The organism is Streptomyces sp. NPDC051211 (genome assembly GCF_040689505.1).
Lineage (GTDB): Bacteria > Actinomycetota > Actinomycetes > Streptomycetales > Streptomycetaceae > Streptomyces.
Genome location: NZ_JBFBAV010000003.1, coordinates 49,949 through 73,048, shown reverse-complemented (window position 1 = coordinate 73,048; position 23,100 = coordinate 49,949). Strand labels below are relative to the sequence as shown.

Sequence of the window (23,100 nt, the reverse complement as noted above, 5' to 3'; positions counted from 1 at the left end):
GCTTGGGCTTGAGGTCTGCGGCTTGGTCCGGCGGTGGAGCCGGATCTTGGCATGGAAGGGTCAAGGTATGTGTAGGCCGGACCGGGCGTGGGTGTCGTCTTCACTTACTGGGGGTGAGGGTGAGACGTGCAGCACCACCGTGTGTGCCCGGCCACGTGATCTGCCGGAGCCCTCTGCGGCGAGTCTGTCTCTAGTGACCTGAGTCGGAAGTACGTCGGAAGTATGCGGCGACCTTGTCGAGGATGTTGTCGGCTGTCTTCGTCCAGACCAGCGGACTGGGGTGTTCGGTCCAGCCAGTGAGCCAGGCCCGGGTGTCGCACTCGAGAGCGTGAGCAGAGCGGTGGACGCCGCCCTTGAGCTCTTCTGGGTGCGCTCGGCGAACTACCGTTCCACGAGGATGCGCTGGTCGGTGTGAAGCGTAGGTGGAAGCGGAGGTGTGCCAGAGGCGATCGCTTCATGTTGCTTGTCTTGTGAGTCGCGTAGTTGACCAGGGTTAGGTGCACATCGAGATCCCAGGACTTCGCAGGTCGTAGGCTTCAACCCGGCCCATCAAGGTCACTCGCTGGTTCAACTCGCCTGCGCCGTAGTACGGCTTGGTTCGGCGGTGGTGGCGGCGCCAAGCAGCACGATCTCTAGGTGCTGCGGTGCGATTGTGATCAAGAAACAGATCTAGCTGACTTCCTTCACTGCCCTGCCAGCTGATCTACTAAGATCCTCCAACAGCTCGTCAGGTAAGCGGCGGGTGGCGGGCGTTGCGCGAACTGCGTGGGACGTATGGGGATAGGTTCGGGGGGTGGGCGTGGCACGCCTTGAGGCGCTACGTGAGGTGTGTGTTCCGCGAGACGACGTCCTGGCTGGTCGTCTGGCCGACAACCACTTCGCTGCACAGCTCGACAAGATCGTGCGAGATCCGGAACACTATGCCGTTTATGGCAACGCCGAGTCGTTCTTCGAGCTGACCTATCCGACCACTGGTCTGAAGTCGATGCTGGCCAGGACTTTCGGGCGTCTCACCCGAGCGTCTGGCGACGTGGGTGAGAACGGCGTCTTGCGGTCCGAGACCTCCTTCGGTGGCGGCAAGACGCACTCGCTCATCGCCGTGTACCACGTGGCCAAGGGCGCCCGTCCCTCCAACCTTGACGAGTTCGTCGACCCTGCAGTACTGCCTGATGGGCCCGTTCAGATCGCCGCTGTTGTGGGTGATGTCCTCGACCCGGTGAATGGTCTGGAGACCGGAGGCCAACGCTCGTTCACTTTGTGGGGAGAGGTCGCAGCGCAGCTCGGTGACGACGCATGGCGGGTCCTCAAGGACTCCGATGCCGCCCGCACGGCGCCGGGCACGGAAACGCTGCGGAAGGTGATCGATGGCCGTCCGACCATCGTCATCATCGATGAGATCGCCCATCACCTTCGCCAACTCACTGCGTCAGGAGACGACGCGGTTCGCCGGTCGGCCGGCCAGGTGCCGGTTTTTCTCAAGAACCTCTTCGAGATCGCTGCGGCGGACTCGAACCTCGTGGTGATCGTCACCCTTGCCTCCACCGCCGACGCGTACGGTCAGGAGACCAACGAGCTTGCCCAGCTGCTCGATGAGACGACTGGCCTGGCAGCGCAAAACCTCAAGGAAGCCCACTCGAACCTTGCCCGGGTAGGGAAGGTCGTCAAGCCGGCCACCGACACTGAAATTGCCGAGATCCTTAAGCGGCGTCTGTTCGACTCTGTCGACCAAGAGGCAGCGCAGGCTGCGGGCCAGGCATATCAGGAGCTGTACGAGCACCTCGGCCGTCATCTAGCACTGACCGGCGGCGCAGAACATCCTGCGAAGTACGGTAAGCAGGTGGAACGTTGCTATCCGTTCCACCCCGAGCTGATCCGCGTCCTTGACCAACGGCTCGGTGACATCCCAAACTTCCAGCGCGCTCGCGGCGCCCTGAAATTGCTGGCTGAAGTCGTAGCCGGAATCTACGAAGCGGACAGCGACACAGAGATCGTCAACGTTGCCGAAATCGACTTCGGCCGCACTGAGGTTCTCAACCGTCTCACCGTCGCCATCGACCGGGGGGCCTTCGAAGGAGTAGCCAAGGCAGACCTGGCTGGCGCTGCCTCCCACGCAGCGAGGGTTGACGCGGCACGATTCGCGGGGCGCACGCCCTACGCCACCCGTGCTTGCCGGACCGTCTTCATGCACTCGCTGGAGCTCAAGGCCGGGGTGGGCGCCGCCCGTTCGGAATATTTGCTCGGAACGCTGCGCCCGGGTGAGGAGCCCGAGCTCCTGGACGAGGCGCTCAGCGAAGCCGAGCAGGTCTGCTGGCACCTCACTTACGACGGAACCCGATGGCGCTTCCTGACCGAGCCCAATGTCAACAAGATCGTCGAGGATGAGAAGCAGAACGTCCCCAACACGACGATAAGAGTTGAAGTCGAAGACCTGATCCGTCGCACCTTCACCGCGGAAGGCAACGCGGAGGTGGTGCTCTTTCCGGAGAGCGCTGGCTCGATTCCTGATGAGCCCAAGCTGCACCTCGCTGTGCTCCATCACGATCACGTGTCTCTCCGTGCAGGAGAGACTGATCAGCCTCCCGCGGCTATCGCCGACATGCGCGACCACGCAGGCGCAGTTGGCACACTGCGGGTCCACCGCAATGGCGTTGTCTTCGTGGCGGCCGACGCCGAGCAGATAGAGGTCCTCCGCAGCCGCGTGGCGACGTCGATCGCGGTGGAGCGTATCCACAGCGATACGGCCCGCATGGCTACTTACTCCGACCAAGTCAGGGACCGCATAGTCAAGCTGCGTGACCGGAGCGGCCTGGAAGCCAGGGTCGCGGTCACCCGTTGCTACAAGCACGTCTATTTCCCCGTCAAAGACCAGAACAGCGCTCACCTGCGCCACCGGGAAATGCCTCTGGACCAGCAGGGGAACGCAAGGTCAGCGGTGCGCCTTGTCCTGCAACTTCTCCACGATGAGGCCAAGACCCGCAGGGACGCCATCCCGTACGCGTGGCTCAAGGCACGGGCGTGGGACCGACCGGAGCGGACGACCACGAAGGCCGTAGCGGACTGGTTCTGGCGCGACCACAACGCGCCGATAGTCCTGGACAAGACTCTCATCCCTGATGCCATAAAGGCGGGGATCCGCAACGACGGGTGGGTCTACTACGACACTCGTGCGGAACGAGCGTGGACGTCCGATGGCGTTACACCCAATGTCGAGCTTTCCGCCGCGTGCGAGCTGCTGACCCGTGCCGAGGCGACGCTGCTGGGGCTGCTGGCCCGACAGCCGAATCAGTCCGATGTCTCGGCCCTGTGCACCCGCGCCATCACCGGCCCGCAGCTTCGGGCCGCACTGGAACAGAGGTGTGGCGGCGAGCCGACGAAATCAGCTGTGGCCGAGCTGCTTGCCGACGCGGTCCGCAACGAGCGGCTGTCGGTCGTGGACCAGGAGCCGGCGGCGGGGCTGAAGGCGCTGGGCGTAAAGGAGATCAGGGAACGCAGCCTGGACACCTTTACTGTTCTGCCCCGGACCGAGGCGGAGCGGATAGGGATCGAGTTCGGAGTCGTGCGCAAGCGGGCCAAGCTCGAGCGCGATTCGGGGCCGCCCGGTGTGGTTCTCCAACGGATGCTCGACAGGCTCGCCGACGCCGGGACGGGCCTGCGTTCCCTCTCAGTGACGGTCACCGCCGACGAGGCGCGCAAGCTTCAAGATGTCGACTTGATCATCTTGGGGCTGGGCCAGCTCCCGCGACACGACATCAGCGTCTACGGACAGTTCGACGCTGAGTTCCCTGGTGTGACGGGCGGGCTCAACGTCGAAGTGACCGGCGGGAAAAGGGAATTCCAGTCCCTTTCGTCCAAACTCGTCGGGCTGCTCAAGTACGCGTCAGAGGTATCCGGTCAACTGCGGTGGGACGTGTCTTTCAGCGAACCGGTGAACCCCGATGACTCGGCTCTCCAGCAGGTTGTCACCGTAATCCGAAACCTCGGCCCCGCCGAACTCACGGTGGAAGGAAAGCTCGCACAGTGAGCACCGTTGTACGTCTCGCCCATACCGCAGCCTCTCCGGGAGTGCGCGCCTTTCGGCTCACCGTCCTGCCCCCGGAAGGGTCCTACACCGACGGGTTTGCGGTGACGCTGGAGGAGACGTACGGGCGGCTTGCCTCCACTGTGGCGCAAGCAGATGCCGGCCAGGTGCAACGAGCGCTCGAGGCCGTGGTCTCTGCTGTCCGTGACTCCGGCCATCGTCCGAGCGTCCTGGCCCCGCACCGCCGGAAACCGATCCGACTCGAGGAGGAAGCAGGAGTCCGCCTTGCCTTGACTCTGCTGGCCATAGCTCCTCTTTCCCGAGCGGATCGGGTGCATGCAGTGACAAGCGGAATCGCAGGTATGTCTGTCGAGGAGACGTATTACTGGTACGCCCTCGCAACCGGCACCTCAGCCCAACGCGCCCGCCGGGCGCTGCGCGTCTACCTCTCAGGGGCCTGAACCTCATGACCACCGACCTCATCTCGCCGAAGCGCTTGCTCATCGAAGAGTGGCTTCCGGTGCGTGAACTGGGAATCGAGTCCCGGCGGGAGCGAGCCGCGGCCTCCGCGCTGCCTCCGCTCTCGTTCCTCCACGTCTGGTGGGCAAGGCGCCCCTTGGTTGCGTCGGCCGGCGTTGTTCTCGCAGGGCTCCTCCCGGCATGGTCGCCTCAGCTTGCCGAAGAATTTCCGGATGCACCGCAGCTCGTCAGCGTCGAGGCTTACCAAAAATGGCTGCTGCACCTCTGTGGGATTTGGGGTGACCCAATTACGGCACGCGCTGCGCTGGACCGGGCCAAGGCCGAAGGTGTCAAACTGGACGGCAACGGATACGGTTACAAGCAGGCCTTCCGTAACCACCCAGATCACGCTGCCATCGACTTGCTTCACCGAGTATTGAAGCGAACCTGGGGCGAAATCCCTTCGCTCGTTGACCCAACTGCTGGTGGGGGGTCTATCCCGTTCGTATCAGCTCGGCTTGGGCTGCCGACCTACGCCAACGATCTGAATGGTGTGGCCGCATCCGTCCTTCGGGCCGGTGTGAAAATCGCAGCAGATCACGGGCCGAAACTCCTCCCACACCTCGAGAAGTGGGGCGAGATCCTCGTTACTCGGGTCCGCGATCGGCTAAAGCCATTCTTTCCGCTGCAGAAAAATGAGAAGGTCGTTGCCTTCATTTGGGCTCATGCCGTAGAGTGCCCGCGCACTGGGCGAACTGTACCTCTCGTCACCGACTGGTGGCTGCGGAAAGAAAAAGATAAGGAGGTGGCGGTACGTCTCGTCACCAAAGCAGATGGTGTCGAGCTTCGTGAACCGCGATTTGAACTGGTGCGTGGCCCGTCGGTCGACTTCGACCCAGCCAACGGCATCATGTCTCGTGGATCCGCAGTGAGCCCGTATGACGACCTCGTCATTAGTGGCGATTACATCAAGGCTGAAGCTCAAGCTGGGCGCATGCGCCAAGTGCTGTATGCAGTTGCTATCCGCCGCCCCGACGGAAAGCGGGACTTCCGCGCCCCGACTGACGCGGATCTGGCGGCGCTCTCCGCATCCGAGAAGGAGTTGGACAAGCTTCGCCCGGAGTGGGAAGCACAGGGCGTGCTGCCCACAGAAAAAATTGATGCGATCAGCAATTACGAGCGCGGCCATCGGCTCTACGGCATCGATTCCTGGGCTGACATGTTTTCAACACGGCAGCTACTTACTCACGCAACGTTTGCTGAGGAATTCGGAAAGCTAGTCTCCGAAGTGCTTAGTGAGCTGGACAGGGAAACCGCGGTCGCCGTCCTGTCTCAACTGGCTATCATGCAGAGCACGGCGTTGAATTACAACGCGCGCTCGTCCTCCTGGAATGTGAACCGCCAGACACTGCGCAGTGTTTTCGACAAGCACAACTTCGCTTTCAAGTGGATGTTTGCCGAGTTTGAGGGTGCCGAGGCGCTCTATCCATGGTGCCTATATCAGCTGACAGACGCCTATGGGAAGTTGGCTCAACTCTTCTGGAATACTGGGCATCGGGTTGGACTTGAGGCGCCGCTACAGCGCAGCGTCACGGTAACCCAGGGGAATGGCGCGGACCTGAAACACTTGAGTGACGGATCTATTGCGCATGTGTGCATGGATCCGCCCTACTACGACAACGTCATGTATGCAGAGTTGGCGGACTTCTTCTATGTCTGGGAGAAGCGAACCCTCGGGCGAATCTTGCCCGAATTTTTCGCCGAGGAGTTGAGCGACAAGGAAAACGAGGCAGTTGCCAACCCGGCTAGATTCGTCGATTTTGGTCGAAGGAAGAAGCACCTGGCTGATGTCGACTACCAGGCGAAGATGACAGCCATCTTTGCTGAATGCCATCGAGTTCTGCGTGATGACGGCGTATTGACCGTCATGTTCACCCACAAGCGGGCCGAAGCTTGGGACACGCTGGGTATGGCGTTGCTGGAAGCCGGATTCACGATCGAGACATCTTGGCCGGTTAATACGGAGTTTGAACATTCCCTGCATCAGGCAAACTTGAATTCTGCCGCTTCTACGATCATGTTGGTCTGCCGCAAGCACAAGGCCAATGACACAATGGAACAAGTCTTCTTCGAGGACATCGAGTCCGAAGTGCGACAAGCGGCTCGAGAGGCCCTGGTCCGATTCGAACGTTCCGGTCTGTCCGGCGTGGATCTCATGCTCTCTACCTACGGGCCTGCGATGTCCGTGATTTCTGGGCACTGGCCTGTCCACTCCTCGCAGGCCAGTGAGGATGGTTCGGTCCGCCTCCTCCGCCCGGAGGAGGCGCTCAGTACGGCACGCAACGAGGTCTCCCGGCTCCAGCTCAACCGGATCGTGGGCCATACCGCCCAGTTCGAGCCCTACACGGACTTCACGCTCCTCGCCTGGCATACGTTCCGCGCTGCCGAGTTCGGCTTCGACGATGCGCGGCGGCTTGCGCTCAGCACTGGCGGCCTCGATGTGGACCAACTTGTCCGCGCCAAGATCGTCGAGAAGAAGGCTGGCACGGTCCAACTGCGCGAGCCGAAGGAACGCACAGCTCGGGGCAGCTCCGCTGACAAGTTCGGTGTGGACCCAACCGCCGAGCAGTTCGACCACCCGATTGATGCGGTGCACACCGTGTGTTACATCGCCGACATGGATGGTCTAACCGCTGCGAAGGCGTTCTTGGATCGCACGGGCTTGACGAAGGACCGCGGGTTCCGTGATTGCTTCCAGGGACTCGTCAACGCAGTCCCTCGGGTGCGAGCGAAGGGAGACTGGGTCGTTCCTCTGGCCGGCACGCTGGACCGTCTTGCCACGGCGTATCTGCCCGACGTAGTGCTGCCCGAGCTGCCAGCAGAGCGACGCGCCTTTGTGCAGGGTGATCTCTATTCCGAGGCCGGGTAAGGGGTGCAGACAGTGCCGGGGCAGACGATCGCCGAGGCTATGGGTGTCTCCTTTCTCGATCTGGAGATTCGCCCCCTGTACAGCGGGGCGGATGATCCACTGCACGAGTTCTACGTCCCGTTGTTGTCTCGTGCCGTCTCGTACGACCGGCTTGTCGGCTACTACTCCAGCCGTGAACTGGCCCTTGCGGCCCGCGGGGTTGCTCCGTTCGTTGCGCGTCACGGGCGAATGCGTCTCATCGTCGGCGCACAGCTCACGGCAGGCGACATCCATGCCCTGACCCGCGGGCAGCCTCTCGAGGACGCGCTCGTTTCCAGGTTGCTCGCCGACCCGCTCGGTGAAGGTGTCAGCATCGTCGAGCGGGAATACCTGCGGCTGCTGGCCTGGCTCGTCAAGCAGGGCCAGCTTGAGATCAAGGTGGGCGTGCCACTGGACGACCAAGGCCGTCCGCTGCCGGCGACCTCAACCCGCCGCTACTTTCACTCCAAGTACGGCGTGCTCACCGATGCGATGGGCGAGCGCGTGGCCTTCCTCGGGTCGAACAACGAGACGGCCGCCGGCTGGCAGGAGAATCACGAGACGTTCACGGCCTACCGCTCCTGGAGCCCGTATGTGTGGGCCGAGTATGGAAAGCCCATCGTGGAGCGGTTCGCCGACCACTGGCTTGATCGGCCCGACGCGGGCTGGACCGTCCTGTCCCTGCCACAAGCTGTACGGGACGAACTGATCAAGCTGGTACCGGGAGGGTGGCAACCCCGCTCCGAGGACCCGGGGCAACGCGATGACGGTGGTCAAGTTACCCTGCCACACCCGCGCGCTGCGGCTGATCCCCCGCAGCCTCCGGAACCGGACCTGGCTGCGGCGCGAGCGGAACTGGCGTCCCTCGCTGCCGCGCCCACCGTTGACGGTGGAACCGGGGTCGGCCTCGTCACTGCTGGCGTTGAACCGTTGCCACACCAGCTGCGCATTGCCCACCGGGCGATCACCAGCTACCCACGGGGCTACCTGCTGGCGGACGAGGTGGGGCTCGGCAAGACCATCGAAGCTGGCCTCATCCTCCGCGAGCTGCTGCTGTCCCAGAAGGCACGGACCGCGCTCATCCTTGTCCCTGCCTCCGTTCTGCGCCAGTGGCAGGAAGAGCTGCACGAAAAGCTCGCTCTCGACATTCCCCGCTACGACCAAGGCCGATTCTGGGACCGGCACGGTGAACCGATCCCATACGAGCCGGGAACGAATCCCTGGGCGGCCTTCCCCGTCGTCCTCGCCTCCAGCCACCTTGCCCGGCGAAGGGACCGGCGCCGCGAACTGTTCGAAGCCGGCCCGTGGGACATCGTCTTCGTCGACGAGGCCCACCACGCGCGCCGCCGCGGTTCAAGGCCCGACGCATCCCCCAACGCGCTCCTCTCCCTGTTGCAGGAGATGAAGGAACGACGGCTGTGGCAAACGCTCTACCTTGCCTCAGCCACTCCCATGCAGATGTCCCCGCACGAGGCGTGGGACCTCATCGCCCTCTTCGGCCTGCCCGGAGCGTGGGGGTACAGCGCGGCGGAGTTCCAGCGCTACTACGCCAACTTGCAGAACGAGGCAGACAAGCGCGACTGGATCTTCCTTCACAAGCTGCTCGCGGATTACTTCGTCAAGGGCGACCCCGCAACACGCCGGGATGCCCGCCTCGAACAGCGCATCAAGGATCAACTTGGCTTCGCCAAGGCCGGCGCCGTCACCAAGATGCACACCCGTCCGCTCACCCAGAACACGGTTCGCCACTGGTCTGATGGGCAGACAACTGCCGCCGGAGAGTGGCTCAGCACCCACACCCCGATGCGGGACAGAGTGTTCCGTACGACCAGGCAAACGCTGCACCGCTACCAGGAACTCGGCATCCTCAGTGCCGATGTCGTCATCCCTCGCCGGGACGTCAACGACAGGTTCATTCCCATGACCACTGCGGAAGAGGGGCTTTACCAGCGGATCGACGACTACATCCGTCGCCATTACAACGCCTACCAGGTCGATCAGAGCAATCAAGCGCTCGGCTTCATCATGACGGTCTACCGGCGCCGCCTCACCAGCTCCTTCCACGCGATCCGCGCATCCCTCCAGCGGCGCCTCGACGCCCTCAGCCGGGGCGCGATGCTCCAAGCGCTCCTCGACGACGACGACCGCCTCACCACCGAAGACGACACTCTCTTCGAGGTCGCCAACCTGGACGTACGCGGAGAGCTTCTGGGTGCTGAACTGGCAGAACTCCGCAGCTTCATCGAGGACCTCGACCACAGGCGTGGCGACGACTCCAAGCTGAAGCAGCTCATCAAGGATCTGGACGAGACCTGGAGCACCTACGACTCCGTCGTGATCTTCACCCAGTACACCGACACGATGGATTTTCTGCGTGACCACCTTGCCGCCGTCTATGGGCGGATTGCCACCTATTCGGGGCGAGGCGGAGAAGTGTACGACCCGGCGAGTGAAACCTGGCGGACGATCTCGAAGGCCGAGCTCAAGACCCGCTTCCGCGAGAAAGAGGTCCGTGTGCTCATCGGCACGGACTCCATGAGTGAAGGTCTCAACCTCCAGACCTGTGGCCGACTGATCAACTACGACGTTCCGTGGAATCTCATGCGTGTCGAGCAACGGATCGGCCGCGTGGACCGTATCAACGCCTCATATCCGGTCGTGAGCATCAGTAACTACTTCTACGCCGACACCGTCGAGCAACGAGTCTACGAAGGCATCAAGGGAGACTTCGGCGATTTTGTGCACATCGTCGGCGATGCTCAACCCGTCCTCGCTGCCACAGAGGAAGCCATCCGCAGTGCGGCAATGAGCGAACCCGGCCATCAGCAGGATGAGATCACCCGCCAGGTCAATGCACTCCACGACCAAGTCGCGCTTGCGACCTCCTCGCCCGTTCGCCTCTCGGACCTGGAAGACCTCGATCCGGAGGAACCACCAGAGGTGGAACCGGCGACCAGCCTGGAGGAAATGCGCGAGATACTGACTCGCAATCCGCTTACCGGCCCGCGACTGACTCCCGTTGAAGAACAGCGCGGGGTCTATGCACTGTCTTTGGACAGTGCTTGCTCCGTCATCACTTTCCCCATAGCTGAGGAAGAGGTGCCGCTTCTCGGTCCGGAGCTGCGCTACGTTAGTTTCGACCGTGCCGTAGTGGAGAAGGCAGACACTGAAATCGAGCTACTCACATATGGAGCGCCAGCCCTTCAGGCGCTGCTTCTCTCGGCGGCAAACGAGTCCAAAGCGGTTGGTTGATGCCGGTGCCGTCGGTGGGGTCAGCGCAGAGAGCCCGTCGGCGGACATGTGCCCGATCGAGCAGCATGCAAAGCGGTCTGCCTGCGGCCAGCCGCGCTGGTGAGGCGGTTGATGGCGTCCGGTGCCGTGTCGATGTCTCCCAACAGCTCCTGCAGTGCCCGCTTCATGTCCACCTCGGATGGGACTTCGACTGACAGTGGCTACGACGTGGTGGTGCCCGGTAGGACTTCAGGGCCAGGATAGACGCGGCGCCGGCCCCGCGGGACCGACCTGACTGTTGCCATGCGGGTACCTCGTTGATGAGAGCGTCGCGACGGTCAGGCAGTGTCGTAGCGGGTGATGGTGCTGATGCCCGTGAAGCGTCCGGGCAGTAAAGCCTCACCGCGCACAAATGCACCCACGTGGAGCGTCTGGTCGCCGGGGTACCGGAGGGGCCGTGAAGTCGCGCCTCCTCACCCTGACCATGCGTCAGCAAAGTCAGCAACTGGTCAGCGTGAGTTCTGCAACACCTGGGGACAGCTGACCGAATATGCGAATCGTTGTATGCTCCGAAGGCCGCCCTTGACCTGCGCTGAGCAGGCAGGGAGCAGACATTTCGGGAGTTTGTTCATGTTTCGGACAATGTTCAAGTCCAAGATCCACCGGGCCACCGTCACCCAGGCCGACCTGCACTACGTCGGCTCCGTGACCATCGATGCCGATCTCATGGAGGCGGCGGACCTGCTGCCCGGGGAGCTGGTGCACATCGTCGACATCGACAACGGCGCCCGGCTCGAGACGTACGTCATCGAGGGCGAGCGCGGCTCCGGCGTCATCGGGATCAACGGGGCCGCCGCCCACCTGGTGCACCCCGGGGACCTCGTCATCCTCATCAGTTACGCGCAGGTCGAGGACGCCGAGGCGCGCACCCTGAAGCCGCGGGTGGTGCACGTCGACGGCCGGAACCGGATCGTCGAGCTGGGCGCGGACCCGTCCGCCCCGGTGCCTGGCACGGACCAGCTCCGCAGCCCGCAGGCAGTGGCGCTCTGAACGCTCCCCTGGGTGAGGCCGGCGCGCATACCGGCTGAAGGCGGGGGAAGGTGGGGTGTATGCCCCGAAAGAACATCGAGCAGTCCGGACACCTCCATCGGCCGCATCGGCTGGAAGAGACCGAGCCGCCGCCCGACCCCGCGCCGCCGCCCTTCCCGGACCCCGAGCCGGTGCCCCGGCCGGTGCCGCCGGTGCCCGGCCCCTTCCCCGAGCCGGACCCCATTCCTGCGCCGCCGGGGCCCGCGCCGGTTCCCCAGCCCGGGCCCCTGGGCTGAGCGGCCGGCCCCCGGCGGGCGGGCGTCAGTCCGTACGGACCTCCGAGCGGTCGCCGCTCCACAGCGTGTGGAACGCGCCCTCGCGGTCCGTGCGCCGGTAGGTGTGCGCGCCGAAGAAGTCGCGCTGGCCCTGGGTCAGCGCGGCCGGCAGCCGCTCCGCGCGCAGCGCGTCGTAGTACGCCAGCGAGGCCGCGAAGGCCGGCACCGGGATGCCCTGCCCGACCGCGGCGGCCACGACCGCCCGCCAGTCGTCCTGGGCCGCGCCGATCTCCCGGGCGAAGCCGACGTCGGACAGCAGGCCCGGCAGGTCGGGCCGGGCGTCGTAGGCTGCCCGGATACGGTCCAGGAAGGCCGCCCGGATGATGCAGCCCCCGCGCCACAGCGAGGCCACCGCGCCCAGGTCCACGCCCCACCCGTACTCCTCGCTGCCCGCCCGGATCTGGTGGAAGCCCTGCGTGTACGAAACGATCTTCGAGGCGTAGAGGGCCTGTTCCACCTGGGCGGCGAAGGCCTCCGCCGCCTCCCCGGACAGCGCGGAGGCTGAGGGTCCGGCCAGCCCGGCCGCGGCAGCCCGCAGCGCCGCGTGGCCCGACACCGCCCGCGCGAACACCGCCTCCGCGATCCCCGACACCGGCACGCCCAGGTCCAGCGCGATCTGCACCGTCCAGCGGCCGGTGCCCTTCTGCTCGGCCGCGTCCGCGACGACGTCCACGTACGGCCGGCCGGTCGCGGCATCCGTGTGCGCCAGCACCTCGGCGGTGATCTCGATCAGATACGAGTCCAGCCGGCCCCGGTTCCACTCCCGGAAGGTCTCCGCGATCCGCGCGGGCGAGTAGCCGGCCACCTCGCGCAGCAGGTGGTACGCCTCCGCGATCAGCTGCATGTCGGCGTACTCGATGCCGTTGTGCACCATCTTCACGAAGTGCCCGGCGCCGTCCGGCCCCACGTGCGAGGTGCAGGGCGTGCCGTCGGCGGCCTTGGCCGCGATCTTCTCCAGCAGCGGGCCCAGCGCCGCGTACGACTCGGCCGAGCCGCCCGGCATGATGCTCGGGCCGAGCAGCGCGCCCTCCTCGCCGCCCGAGATGCCCACGCCGACGAAGTGGATGCCCTGCTCGCGCAGCTCCCGCTCGCGCCGCCGGGTGTCCTCGAAGTGCGCGTTGCCGCCGTCGATGATCACGTCGCCGGGCTCCAGCAGCGGTGCGAACTCCCGGATCACGGCGTCCGTCGGCTCACCTGCCTTCACCATGATCACGAGCCGGCGCGGCCGCTCCAGTGCGGCCACGAACTCCGCCGCGCTCTCGGCGGGCACGAAGGACCCCTCGTGCCCGAATTCCTCCACCAGCGCCTTGGTCTTCGCGGCGGTCCGGTTGTGCACGGCGACCGTGAAGCCGTTGCGGGCGAAGTTCCTGGCCAGGTTGCTGCCCATCACCGCGAGCCCGGTGACGCCGATCTGGGCCGTGCTGCTCATGCGTGCGCTCCTGCGTGCCTCGATGTGCGGGTCGTGCCGACGCTACCGCGACACCGCCGCGAGCCGGTCCATTCCCGGCCGACGGAATGTCAACTTCCCCTTGGGTGCGCCCCGTTGCGACTCTTGTCAGGCCTGTGCCCTGACGTTAAGTTGTGCGGTTCCTGATGTCTTCAAGGGGGCTCCCATGGGTGTACGGGGCCGGCACCGCCGGTACCAGCCGAGCAGCATCAACCGGGCCTCGCTGGCTGTCACCGCGGGTGGTGCCGGAATAGCGCTGCCCCTCATAGGAGCCGGAACGGGCCACGCGGCGGCCGTCGACACCTGGAACAAGGTCGCGGCCTGCGAATCCACCGGCAACTGGCACATCAACACCGGCAACGGCTACTACGGCGGGCTCCAGTTCAGCCAGAGCACCTGGCGCGCCTTCGGCGGCACCGGATACGCCGCGCGCGCCGACCTCGCCACCAAGGACCAGCAGATCGCGATCGCCGAGAAGGTCCTCAAGGGCCAGGGCCCGCAGGCCTGGCCGGTCTGCTCGAAGAAGGCGGGCCTCACCCGTGCCGGGCAGGCGCCGCAGATCCAGCCGCAGACCCAGCCGCGAACCCAGCAGGCCCGGAGCATCCCGCAGCAGGCCCCCCAGTCGACGGTCCGGCAGAACACGCAGCCGAACCTCAAGCCCGAATCCAAGCCGCCTGCCGCCGCACCGCGCCCGACCGGGACCTCCGTCCTCCCCAACCCGTACGTGGTAGCGCCCGGCGACTCGCTCTCCGCGATCGCCCACGAGCAGCACCTCGAGGGCGGCTGGCAGGCCCTGTACGAGACCAACCGCACGACCGTCGGCGCCAATCCGGACCTGATCTTCCCGGGCCAGCGCCTCACCCTGCGGGTCACCGCGGCCCCGGGCGCCCCGGCCAAGCCCGGGCAGCCGCCCGCCGCCAAACCGGCCCCGCAGCCACCGAAGGCCAAACCCGCTCCGCAGCCGCCGAAGGCCAAGCCCGCCCCGCGGCCCGCCCCCGTGCAGCCGAAGCCCGGCGACACCGCCAAACCGGTGCCGGTGAAGGAGAAGCCGGCGCCCGCCCGGCCGGCCATCGGCGGCTACAGCGCGCCCGTGGACGCCGGCATCGGCACCGCCTACCGGGTCTCCGGCTCCTCCTGGTCCAGCGGATACCACACCGGAGTCGACTTCCCGGTGCCCACCGGCACCTCAGTCAAGGCCGTCGGCCCCGGCGTGGTCGTGTCGGCGGGCTGGTCCGGTTCCTACGGCTACCAGGTCGTGATCCGGCACACGGACGGGAAGTTTTCCCAGTACGCGCACCTTTCGGCGCTCTCCGTCAAGGCCGGCCAGCAGGTCGGCGGCGGCCAGCGGATCGCCCGCTCCGGCTCGACCGGCAACAGCACGGGTCCGCACCTGCACTTCGAGATGCGGACGGGCCCCGGCTACGGCTCGGACATCGACCCGCTTGCGTACCTCCGCGGCCACGGAGTCCGCATCTGACACCCGCGCGTGCGGCGGCACGGCCGTGAGCAGGATCAGGCCGGCCGCCGCGAGCGCACCGCTCACCAGCGCACCCGTCGTGCCCAGCACCCCGTACCGGAAGCCCTCGTCGAACAGCGAGATGCCCACCGCGGCAGCAACCACCGGATTCACCACCGTCAGCGTCGCCAGCGGGGCGGCCAGCCCGGCGCCCCGGTAGGCCGCCTGCGACAGCAGCAGCCCGGCCGTCGCCAGCACCGCGATCGACACGAGCTCCGGCCACTGCGCGAGCCCCGCGCCCCAGGCCGAACCTCCGGTGACCGACTCGGCCACCGACTTCGTGAACACCGAAGCCATTCCGAACGCCGCACCCGCCGCGACCGCCAGCAGCACGCTCCGCAGCACCGGCCGCCGCGCCTGCCGCGCCGCCACGAACAATGCCGCCACTCCGGCGGTCGTGAACGCCAGCAGCAGCGCCTGCTCCCCGCCGGACAGCGTCTGCGTACGCCCGTCCCCGCCGGTCAGCGCCAGCAGCCCGGCCAGGCCCACGGTGGCGATCAGCGCACCCCGCCAGGCGGCCGCACCGGCCCGGCGCCTGACGAACACCGCCGCCATCGGCAGCGCGAACACGATGGTGAGCGCCCCGAGCGGCTGGACCAGGCTCAACGGCCCGTAGGCCAGCGCAACCACGTGCAGCAGCCCGCCGACAGCGTTGAGCGCGACCGCCACCCACCAGCCGGCCTGCCGGAGCGGCGCGTACGTACGGTTCGGATGGGCGACGGCGACCTGCTCCTGCACGATCGCACCGGCCGCGTAGGCGAGCGCAGACACCAGGCAGAGCAGCACCGACAGCGCGAGGGCACTCATGTGTTCCAGAATGCGGGGTGCTGATCGAGTATTCCTCAACCTCTGGTAGAAGATCGCTCATACTCCGGTCGTAGTAGGGGAGTAGAAACAACTACGCACCGTCGTGGCGCGACAGCGGAAAGTCGCGGCCGGGGACCGGGTTTGGACCGGGACCGGCCGGATCCGTACAGTTCCCCTTTTGAGGACTCCGCAGGACACGAGTGATCGAGGAACGGCAGCGGCCATGACGGCGACCGAGGCGACCGAGACCGAAGACAACCAGGCGTACGGGCCGGGCATCGACCCCGAGCGGCTGGCTGTCTGCCTCAGCGTGCTCGACGAGCTCGACAAGCTCGACGTCGACCACCCCGACGCGATCACCGTCCGCCGGGCCACCGCCGGCATCTACCGGACGGTCAAGCAGCGCCGCCGCCAGGACCGCCGGGCCGCCAAGACCGCCAACGACAGGGCCGTCACCGAGGCGACCGCCACCGGCTCCGCCGAGCGCATCGACGACGAGACCGAAGGCATCCTGCCCTCCTCGCGCACCGAGACCGGCCGGATCGCCGGGATACTCCAGCGCCCGCGCTCCTGCTACGTCTGCAAGACGCGGTACGTCGAGGTCGACTACTTCTACCACCAGCTCTGCCAGAAGTGCGCCGCCGAGAACCGCGCCAAGCGCGAGGCCCGCGCCGACCTCACCGGCAAGCGCGCGCTGCTCACCGGCGGCCGGGCCAAGATCGGCATGTACATCGCGCTGCGGCTGCTGCGCGACGGCGCCCACACCACGATCACCACCCGTTTCCCCAAGGACGCCATCCGCCGCTTCAAGGCGATGGACGACTCGGCGGACTGGATGCACCGCCTGGAGGTCGTCGGCATCGACCTGCGCGACCCGGCCCAGGCCGTGGCGCTCGCCGACCAGGTGACCGAGGCCGGTCCGCTGGACATCCTGATCAACAACGCGACGCAGACCGTGCGCCGCCTGCCCTCCGCGTACGCCGCGCTGGTCGAGGGGGAGAGCGCCCCGCTGCCGGCCGGCGAGCTCCCCGCCCACCACGTCATCGGAGCCTTCAACTCCGGTTCGGTCGACGGCCTGGCGGCCCTGCCCGTCGGCGTGAGCGGCCTGGAGGCCCAGAAGGTCGCCGACCTCGCCCTGGTCGCGGGCAACGCCAGCATCGCCCGGCACCTCGACGGCACCGCCATCGACGCGGGCGGTCTGCTGCCGGACGTCGTCGAGACCAACACCTGGGTGCAGACCATCGACCAGATCTCTCCGGTGGAGCTGCTCGAGACCCAGCTGTGCAACTACACCTCGCCGTTCATCCTGATCAGCAAGCTCCGGCCGGTGATGGCCGCAGCCGCCCGGAGGGCGTCCAGCGGGCGCGCGTACGTCGTCAACGTCTCGGCGATGGAAGGCGTGTTCAGCCGCGGCTACAAGGGCGCCGGGCACCCGAACACCAATGCCGCCAAGGCCGCGATGAACATGGTGACGCGGACCAGCGGCCAGGAGATGTTCGAGACCGACCGCATCCTCGTGACCTCGGTCGACACCGGATGGATCACCGACGAGCGCCCGCACTTCGACAAGCTGCGCCTGGCCGAGGAGGGCTTCCACGCCCCGCTCGACCTGGTCGACGGCGCGGCCCGGGTCTACGACCCCGTCGTGCGCGGCGAGCAGGGCGAGGACCTGTTCGGTGTCTTCCTCAAGGACTACGCCCCCGCGAACTGGTAGACCCGGCGGGGGCAACTCCGGCCCCGCCGGCCTTCAAGGCGGCACCGGCGCCGTACCGGCCCTCCGGCAGGGGCGATTCCAGCCTGCCGGCCTTCAAGGCGGCACCGGCGCCGCGCCGGCCCTCCGGCAGGGGCGATTCCAGCCTGCCGGCCTTCAAGGCGGCACCGGCGCCGTACCGGCCCTCCGGCAGGGGCGATTCCAGCCCCGTCGGCGTTTGAGGCGCGGGGGCTCGGGGGCAGCGCCCCCGCAACGGCGCCGCACCGGACCGCCCGCCCTGCCCGCCCCGCAGGGTCAGGCGCGGGCCTCGGCCGGTCGCACCCGGGCGGCGACCAGCTCCAGGACCGGACGCCAGTCCTCCAGCTCGCCGGCGGCCAGGCCGACCACCTTCCCCGCGTCATCGGCCTGCCGCAGGATCACCGCCGCCTCCCCCTCCGGATCCGCCGCAAAACCCCGCACCTCCGCCTCCGTCATCCCCCCGCCCTGCGCCCGCAGCGTCAGCGCGCTCTGCGGCGACAGGATCCGCTCCCGCTCCACCGCCGCCAGGTATCGCTTGGCCGGGACGTGCAGCCGTACCAGGCGGGCCACCCGGTCGCCGAGCAGCGGGCGGACCGCGTCCGCCGCGTGGTCGGCGTGTCCCGCGTCATCACCCGGATGGAGCAGGTGCCCGAGATCGTGTACCAGGCCCGCCACCTGAAGCTCCTTGTCGTACGGATGCGAGCGCCGCAGCAGCGCCGCCGTCTGCAGCGCGTGGTCGTGCAGATCGACCGGATCCCCGCTGCGGTCGGGCGTGTCCCACGCCCCCTTGCATGCGTGCAGCAGGTCCATCAGCTCCTCGACACTGCGGATTCCGCCGTTCTCCGCCACCGCGCATTCCCTCCGTCGACCCCCTGGAATTCCCCCCGAGCAGATCAGCATCGGTCGACACGCCGACGTACGAGGTGCTGAACTCCTGGAGAAGACAAGCCGTCGGGAGTGGATTTTACTCTCCCCTTGAGCGGAACCCCGCTCATATGTGTACCCTGATGCACACGGACGGCCCCACCCGGGCCACGCTCCGTATCGAGAACGACGGCGCCACCGCGACCGGATGCCTTTCATCGACCCGCCCGGCGCGGTACGTCCGCCGGGTTACGCGACACAGAGGAGTGCGCGGTGACACCAGAACTGGCAAAGCACGAGCAGGCTCTGACGGAGGACACGGAGCGGCGCACCCGCTCCGATGAGCTCGGCAGCCTCGAGGTGTGGGCCCGGTCCGCACCGATCCGGCTGGCGGGCTACGAGGAAGACCTCGCCGAGCCGCACATCCTGCCGGGCATCGACTGACCACGGCGGCCCACGGCGACCTCCGCCGCCCCCTCGGTTCCACGGCCTAAACGGCCGAGCCGAGGGGGCGGCGGCATACCCACCGGCCCCGGAGTACGCCCTGAGCGTCATCGCTGTGGGCGATCATCACTTCCCCGGGCCACCCCGGCAGGCAAAGCTGACGCCATGAAACTGTTGATGCTGGGTGGTACCGAATTCGTCGGCCGGGCAATCTCCGAGGACGCCCTCGCGCGCGGCTGGGAGGTCACCGTCTTCCACCGCGGCCGGCACGCGCCCCCGCCCGGGACCGCCTCCCTGCACGGGGACCGGACCGCCCCCGGCGGGCTCGACGCCCTCGCCGAGGGGGAGTGGGACCTGGTCGTCGACACCTGGAGCGGCGCCCCCACCGCCGTCCGCGACAGCGCCCGGCTGCTGCGCGGCCGGGTGGACCGGTACGTGTACGTCTCCAGCCGCTCCGTCTACAGCTACCCTGCGCCGCCCGGCCTGCCCGAGGACGCCGCGATCGTAGAAGGCTCGCCCGACGCCCCCGCGACCGCCTACGCCGAGGACAAGCGGGGCGGCGAGCTGGCCGCCCTCGACGCCTTCGGCGACCGCGCGCTGCTGGTCCGGGCCGGCCTGATCCTCGGCCGGTACGAGAACATCGGCCGACTGCCCTGGTGGCTGAACCGGATGGCCGAAGGCGGCCCGGTCCTTGCCCCCGGCCCGCGCGACATGCCGATCCAGTACATCGACGTGGCCGACCTCGCGCGGTGGACCCTGGACGCGGCCGAAGCCGGGCTCGACGGCGCCTACAACCTGGTCTCCCCGCTCGGCCACGCCACCATGGGCAGCTTCCTGGAGGCCTGCGCCGCGGTCACCGGCGGCACCGCCGAACTCCGCTGGACCGATCCGCAGCGGATCCTGGACGCCGGGGTGCAGCCCTGGACCGAACTCCCGGTCTGGCTCCCGCCGGGCGAGGACCACGACTACATGCACGGCGGCGACGTCTCCAAGGCGGTCGCGGCCGGCCTGACCTGCCGGCCCGTGGAGGACACCGTGGCCGACACCTGGGCCTGGCTCCAGAGCCTCGGCGGCGCGGTCCCGCAGCGGCCCGACCGGCCGAAGCCCGGCCTCGACCGGGAACGGGAGGCCTCACTCCTCGCCTGAGACGGGCGTCGCGAGACGGGTCGGCGGCAGGTACTCGCGGACCAGCCTGCGGTGCCACCACGCACCCGTCTCGCGCAGCTCCCGCCACGTGGTGAACCGGTACCGGTACAGACGGGCCCGGACGTAGACGGGCGGGGCGTCGGGGAACGGATTGTGGCGGATCAGCCGCAGGGTGTCCCGGTCACCGGACAACAGGCGTTCCACGAACGGCCCGAACCAGTCGCGCGCATAACCGGGGGAGAGCGCCGCGAACCACAGCAGCCAGTCCAGCCGCAGGTGGTACGGGGCGAACTGGCGCGGCAGCCGCTTCAGCTCCCCGGGCTTGCCCTTGAAACCGTACTCCTGCCAGTCGCTGTCCTCCCGGGGCACCCGGTCCGTCGTCCCCTCCACCACCACCTCGTCCCGGATCCGGCCCACGGTCCCGAACGCCCCGTACGTGTTGACCAGGTGCAGCACGTCGAAGGACCGGTTCATCACCTGCCCCCGCGACAGCATGTTCCGCACCGGATGCCGGCTGAGGTAGAGCACCAGCGCGGCCACCGCGCACACCAGCACCACGTACCAGACCGGTGCCCCGCGGTATGCGGCGGCCGGCGGCGGGCCCGCGATCCCGGTGAAGTCGACGGCCGGCAGCGCGACGGTGATCGTCACCCAGTTCAGCCAGGCGAAGTTCCCCGACAGCACCAGCCACAGCTGGGTCGCGATGATGATCCCGGCAGCCACCGAGGCCACCGGCTGCGGGGTGAACAGCAGCACCGGAACCACCAGTTGGGTGACGTGGTTGGCCGCGCACTCCACCCGGTGCAGCGGCCTCGGCAGACGGTGGAAGAACCAGCTCAGCGGCCCCGGCATCGGCTGCGTCTCGTGGTGGTAGTAGAGGCAGGTCAGCTTCCGCCAGCAGGCGTCCCCGCGCATCTTGATCAGCCCCGCGCCGAACTCCACCCGGAACACCAGCCAGCGCAGCAGCCACAGCACCAGCACCGGCGGGCCGACGTCCGCGTTCCCCAGGAAGATCGCCAGGAAGCCGGCTTCCAGCAGCAGGGACTCCCAGCCGAAGGCGTACCAGGTCTGGCCGACGTTCACGATCGACAGGTACAGCAGCCACAGCAGCGCCCACATCGCCATCGTGCAGCCCAGCGGCACCGCATCGCCGGCCCCGGCCGCGAGCGCGGCGGCGAGCAGTGCCCCGGCCCATGCGCAGCCCGCGAAGAGCCGGTCGGAATAGCGCAGTTGGAACAGGCTCGGGGCCCGCCGGAAGGGCACGTACCGGACGTACTCCGGTACCGGCAGCATCCCGCGGGCCCCGATCAGGGCCCGGAACTGCAGGGCCGCCCCGAGGAAGGCGAAGAGGTAGACCCCGGCCAGGGCCCGCTGGAAGACCAGCCGGCTCAGCCAGTACCCGGGTGCCGTGAACCAGTCCATCACCTCCAGTATCGGCGCGGGCGCGGCAGACGGCACGATGCCGGCGACGAGGCTGATGCGGTGATACCGCCGTCCGTACCGCCCTGAACGCGTTCAAGGTGGATCCATGACGCCTCTTGGAGCAAGGCGGCGGAACTCGGCTTGCGACACCCCCGGGCGTACGGCAGACAAGTAGGGAGCATCCGGGGCGAAAGGGAGAACCGCGTGAGGCCGAACCACGGGCAGGGACGACCGACACCACCTCAGGCGCCGCGCCGTCACGCACCGGCCGGCGCGGCCCTCTTCGCGCTGCTCGGCCTGCTCGCCGCGGCCTGCGGCAGCGGCGGCTCCGACAAGCCCGCCAAGCCTGCCGAGAGCCAGGAACTCTTCCTCCAGCCCGTCGGAGCGGCCGAACCGGACCCCTTCACCCAGTCGACCGCCACCGGCGAATCCGCCCCCCTCCAGGCCCCGGTCCCCAACCCGACCGGCCGGGGCATCCGCACCGTCGTCGGCGCCACCCCCGGCCTGTACGGCGGCACCCACCGGCTCGGCAGCTGCGACATCGAACAGCAGGTCCGCTCGCTCACCGACGAGAAGTCCAAGGGCAAGGCCGAGGCCTTCGCCCAGGCCGGCGGCATCGAACCGGCCGGGATCGCAGAGTTCCTGCGCGGCCTGACCCCGGTGGTGCTGCGCGCCGACGTCCGGGTGACCAACCACGGGTTCCGCGACGGCAGCGCCCACGGCTTCCAGTCCGTCCTGCAGGCCGGGACCGCCGTTCTCGTCGACAACCACGGCATGCCGCGGGTGCGGTGCGCCTGCGGCAACCCGCTTCAGCCGCCGCGGGCCGCCAAGGGAGAACCCGTCCCCCAGGGCAAGCCCTGGTCCGGCTACCACCCCAACCAGGTCATCGTCATCGAACCGACCAGCCACGTGATCGACAAGCTGGTGATCGCCAACCTCGCGGACAACACCTGGATCGAGCGGAAGACCGGCGACGACGGCGCCCAGGACCGGGCCCCGCAGGTGCTGCCCCCGTACAACCCGGAGGACGGCCTGCCCGCGAACGCCTCCGCCGCCTCCGGCCAGGCCTCGCCCGCCCCCGGAGACCCGTGCACCGCCGCCAACCGCAACCCGGCCCGTACGGCCCCTCCGGCGGATCCCGGCAACCCGGCCGCGGGCAACCCGCCCCCGGGGAACCCGGCCCCCGCGAACCCGGCCCCCGCGAACCCGACCCCCGCGAACCCGACCCCCGCGAATCCGGCACCCGGCAACCCGGCCCCCGGCACTCCGGCCCCCGGTAACCCGGCCGCGGGCACCGCCTCCGGCGCATCCGGTGTCCCGGGCCCCGGAGCCACCGAGTGCCCGCCCGCCAACGCCCCCCGGCAGACCCGCCCGATCGACCCGGGCCCGCTGCCGCCCCCGAACCCGCGCCCGTCGGCACCGCTGCCCGACCAGCCCGGCGAAACCCTGCCCGGCGAGCCCGGACTGCAGCCGGACCAGGCGGCCCCCGTCGACCCGGCCGATCCCTACGCCGTACCGGACGGCAGCGGCACCACCACCGATCCGCTGGACCCGGTCGATCCGCTGGACCCGGTCGACCCGGTCGACCCGTACGCGCCCGCCGAGCCCGAAGCCCCCGCCGATCCGTACGCCGTACCGGACGAGGGCGGCACCACCGACGCGGGCGTGCAGCTGGAGAGCGCCTGACCCGCGGCTGTGTCATGGTG

12 protein-coding genes and 1 pseudogene are annotated in these 23,100 nt (G+C 68.0%); 9 read left to right on the top strand and 4 right to left on the bottom strand.

Features of this window, described 5'->3' with window-relative positions; all coding sequences use genetic code 11:
• Positions 1-793: 793 nt before the first annotated feature.
• The 4 genes from AB0447_RS05430 (at position 794) to panD (ending at position 11,705) form a co-directional block, all read left to right on the top strand.
• Positions 794-4,021 carry a DUF499 domain-containing protein gene (locus AB0447_RS05430; protein ID WP_366475149.1) on the top strand — a complete coding sequence of 1,076 codons (3,228 nt, stop codon included), beginning with the start codon at positions 794-796 and terminating at the stop codon, positions 4,019-4,021.
• Between the two features lie 463 nt (positions 4,022-4,484).
• A complete protein-coding gene (locus AB0447_RS05425) occupies positions 4,485-7,406 on the top strand; it encodes a DUF1156 domain-containing protein (RefSeq protein WP_366475148.1) in 2,922 nt (973 codons plus the stop codon).
• Between the two features lie 12 nt (positions 7,407-7,418).
• Positions 7,419-10,676, top strand: a complete 3,258-nt coding sequence (locus tag AB0447_RS05420; RefSeq protein ID WP_366475147.1) for an SNF2-related protein — start codon at positions 7,419-7,421, stop codon at positions 10,674-10,676.
• A gap of 609 nt (positions 10,677-11,285) precedes the next feature.
• Complete coding sequence (gene panD / locus AB0447_RS05415) at positions 11,286-11,705, top strand: aspartate 1-decarboxylase (RefSeq protein WP_366475146.1); 420 nt, start codon at positions 11,286-11,288, stop codon at positions 11,703-11,705.
• A gap of 300 nt (positions 11,706-12,005) precedes the next feature.
• On the opposite strand, the gene gndA is transcribed toward panD, so the two are convergent.
• Positions 12,006-13,448 (bottom strand): NADP-dependent phosphogluconate dehydrogenase, encoded by a 1,443-nt coding sequence (gndA, locus tag AB0447_RS05410; protein ID WP_366475145.1) that lies wholly within the window; start codon positions 13,446-13,448, stop codon positions 12,006-12,008.
• A 184-nt stretch (positions 13,449-13,632) separates the two neighbouring features.
• Between gndA and AB0447_RS05405 the strand changes: the two genes are divergently transcribed.
• Positions 13,633-14,943, top strand: coding sequence for a transglycosylase family protein (locus AB0447_RS05405; RefSeq protein ID WP_366475144.1), 1,311 nt, complete (start codon positions 13,633-13,635; stop codon positions 14,941-14,943).
• A 24-nt stretch (positions 14,944-14,967) separates the two neighbouring features.
• Here the strand turns inward: AB0447_RS05405 and AB0447_RS05400 are convergent.
• Positions 14,968-15,789, bottom strand: a pseudogene (locus AB0447_RS05400) (DMT family transporter); the annotation flags it as partial.
• A gap of 223 nt (positions 15,790-16,012) precedes the next feature.
• Between AB0447_RS05400 and AB0447_RS05395 the strand changes: the two are divergent.
• The gene (locus AB0447_RS05395) at positions 16,013-17,503 is read left to right on the top strand and encodes an SDR family NAD(P)-dependent oxidoreductase (protein ID WP_366475143.1); all 1,491 of its coding nucleotides are present in this window, start codon (positions 16,013-16,015) and stop codon (positions 17,501-17,503) included.
• Between the two features lie 291 nt (positions 17,504-17,794).
• On the opposite strand, the gene AB0447_RS05390 is transcribed toward AB0447_RS05395, so the two are convergent.
• Positions 17,795-18,328, bottom strand: coding sequence for an inositol oxygenase family protein (locus tag AB0447_RS05390; RefSeq protein WP_366475330.1), 534 nt, complete (start codon positions 18,326-18,328; stop codon positions 17,795-17,797).
• Between the two features lie 327 nt (positions 18,329-18,655).
• Here AB0447_RS05390 and AB0447_RS05385 point away from each other — a divergent pair, with 327 nt between their 5' ends.
• Both AB0447_RS05385 and AB0447_RS05380 read left to right on the top strand, forming a co-directional pair.
• Positions 18,656-18,826 (top strand): hypothetical protein, encoded by a 171-nt coding sequence (locus AB0447_RS05385; protein WP_366475142.1) that lies wholly within the window; start codon positions 18,656-18,658, stop codon positions 18,824-18,826.
• Between the two features lie 165 nt (positions 18,827-18,991).
• Entirely contained in the window at positions 18,992-19,972 is a 981-nt protein-coding gene (locus AB0447_RS05380) for an NAD-dependent epimerase/dehydratase family protein (protein ID WP_366475141.1), read from the top strand.
• Here the strand turns inward: AB0447_RS05380 and AB0447_RS05375 are convergent.
• Positions 19,958-21,394: a lipase maturation factor family protein gene (locus tag AB0447_RS05375; protein WP_366475140.1), complete on the bottom strand. Its 1,437-nt coding sequence runs from the start codon at positions 21,392-21,394 to the stop codon at positions 19,958-19,960. The two genes, AB0447_RS05380 and AB0447_RS05375, sit on opposite strands and share 15 nt — an antisense overlap.
• A gap of 204 nt (positions 21,395-21,598) precedes the next feature.
• On the opposite strand from AB0447_RS05375, the gene AB0447_RS05370 reads away from it, so the two are divergent.
• Positions 21,599-23,080: a DUF6777 domain-containing protein gene (locus AB0447_RS05370; RefSeq protein ID WP_366475139.1), complete on the top strand. Its 1,482-nt coding sequence runs from the start codon at positions 21,599-21,601 to the stop codon at positions 23,078-23,080.
• Positions 23,081-23,100 lie beyond the last annotated feature (20 nt).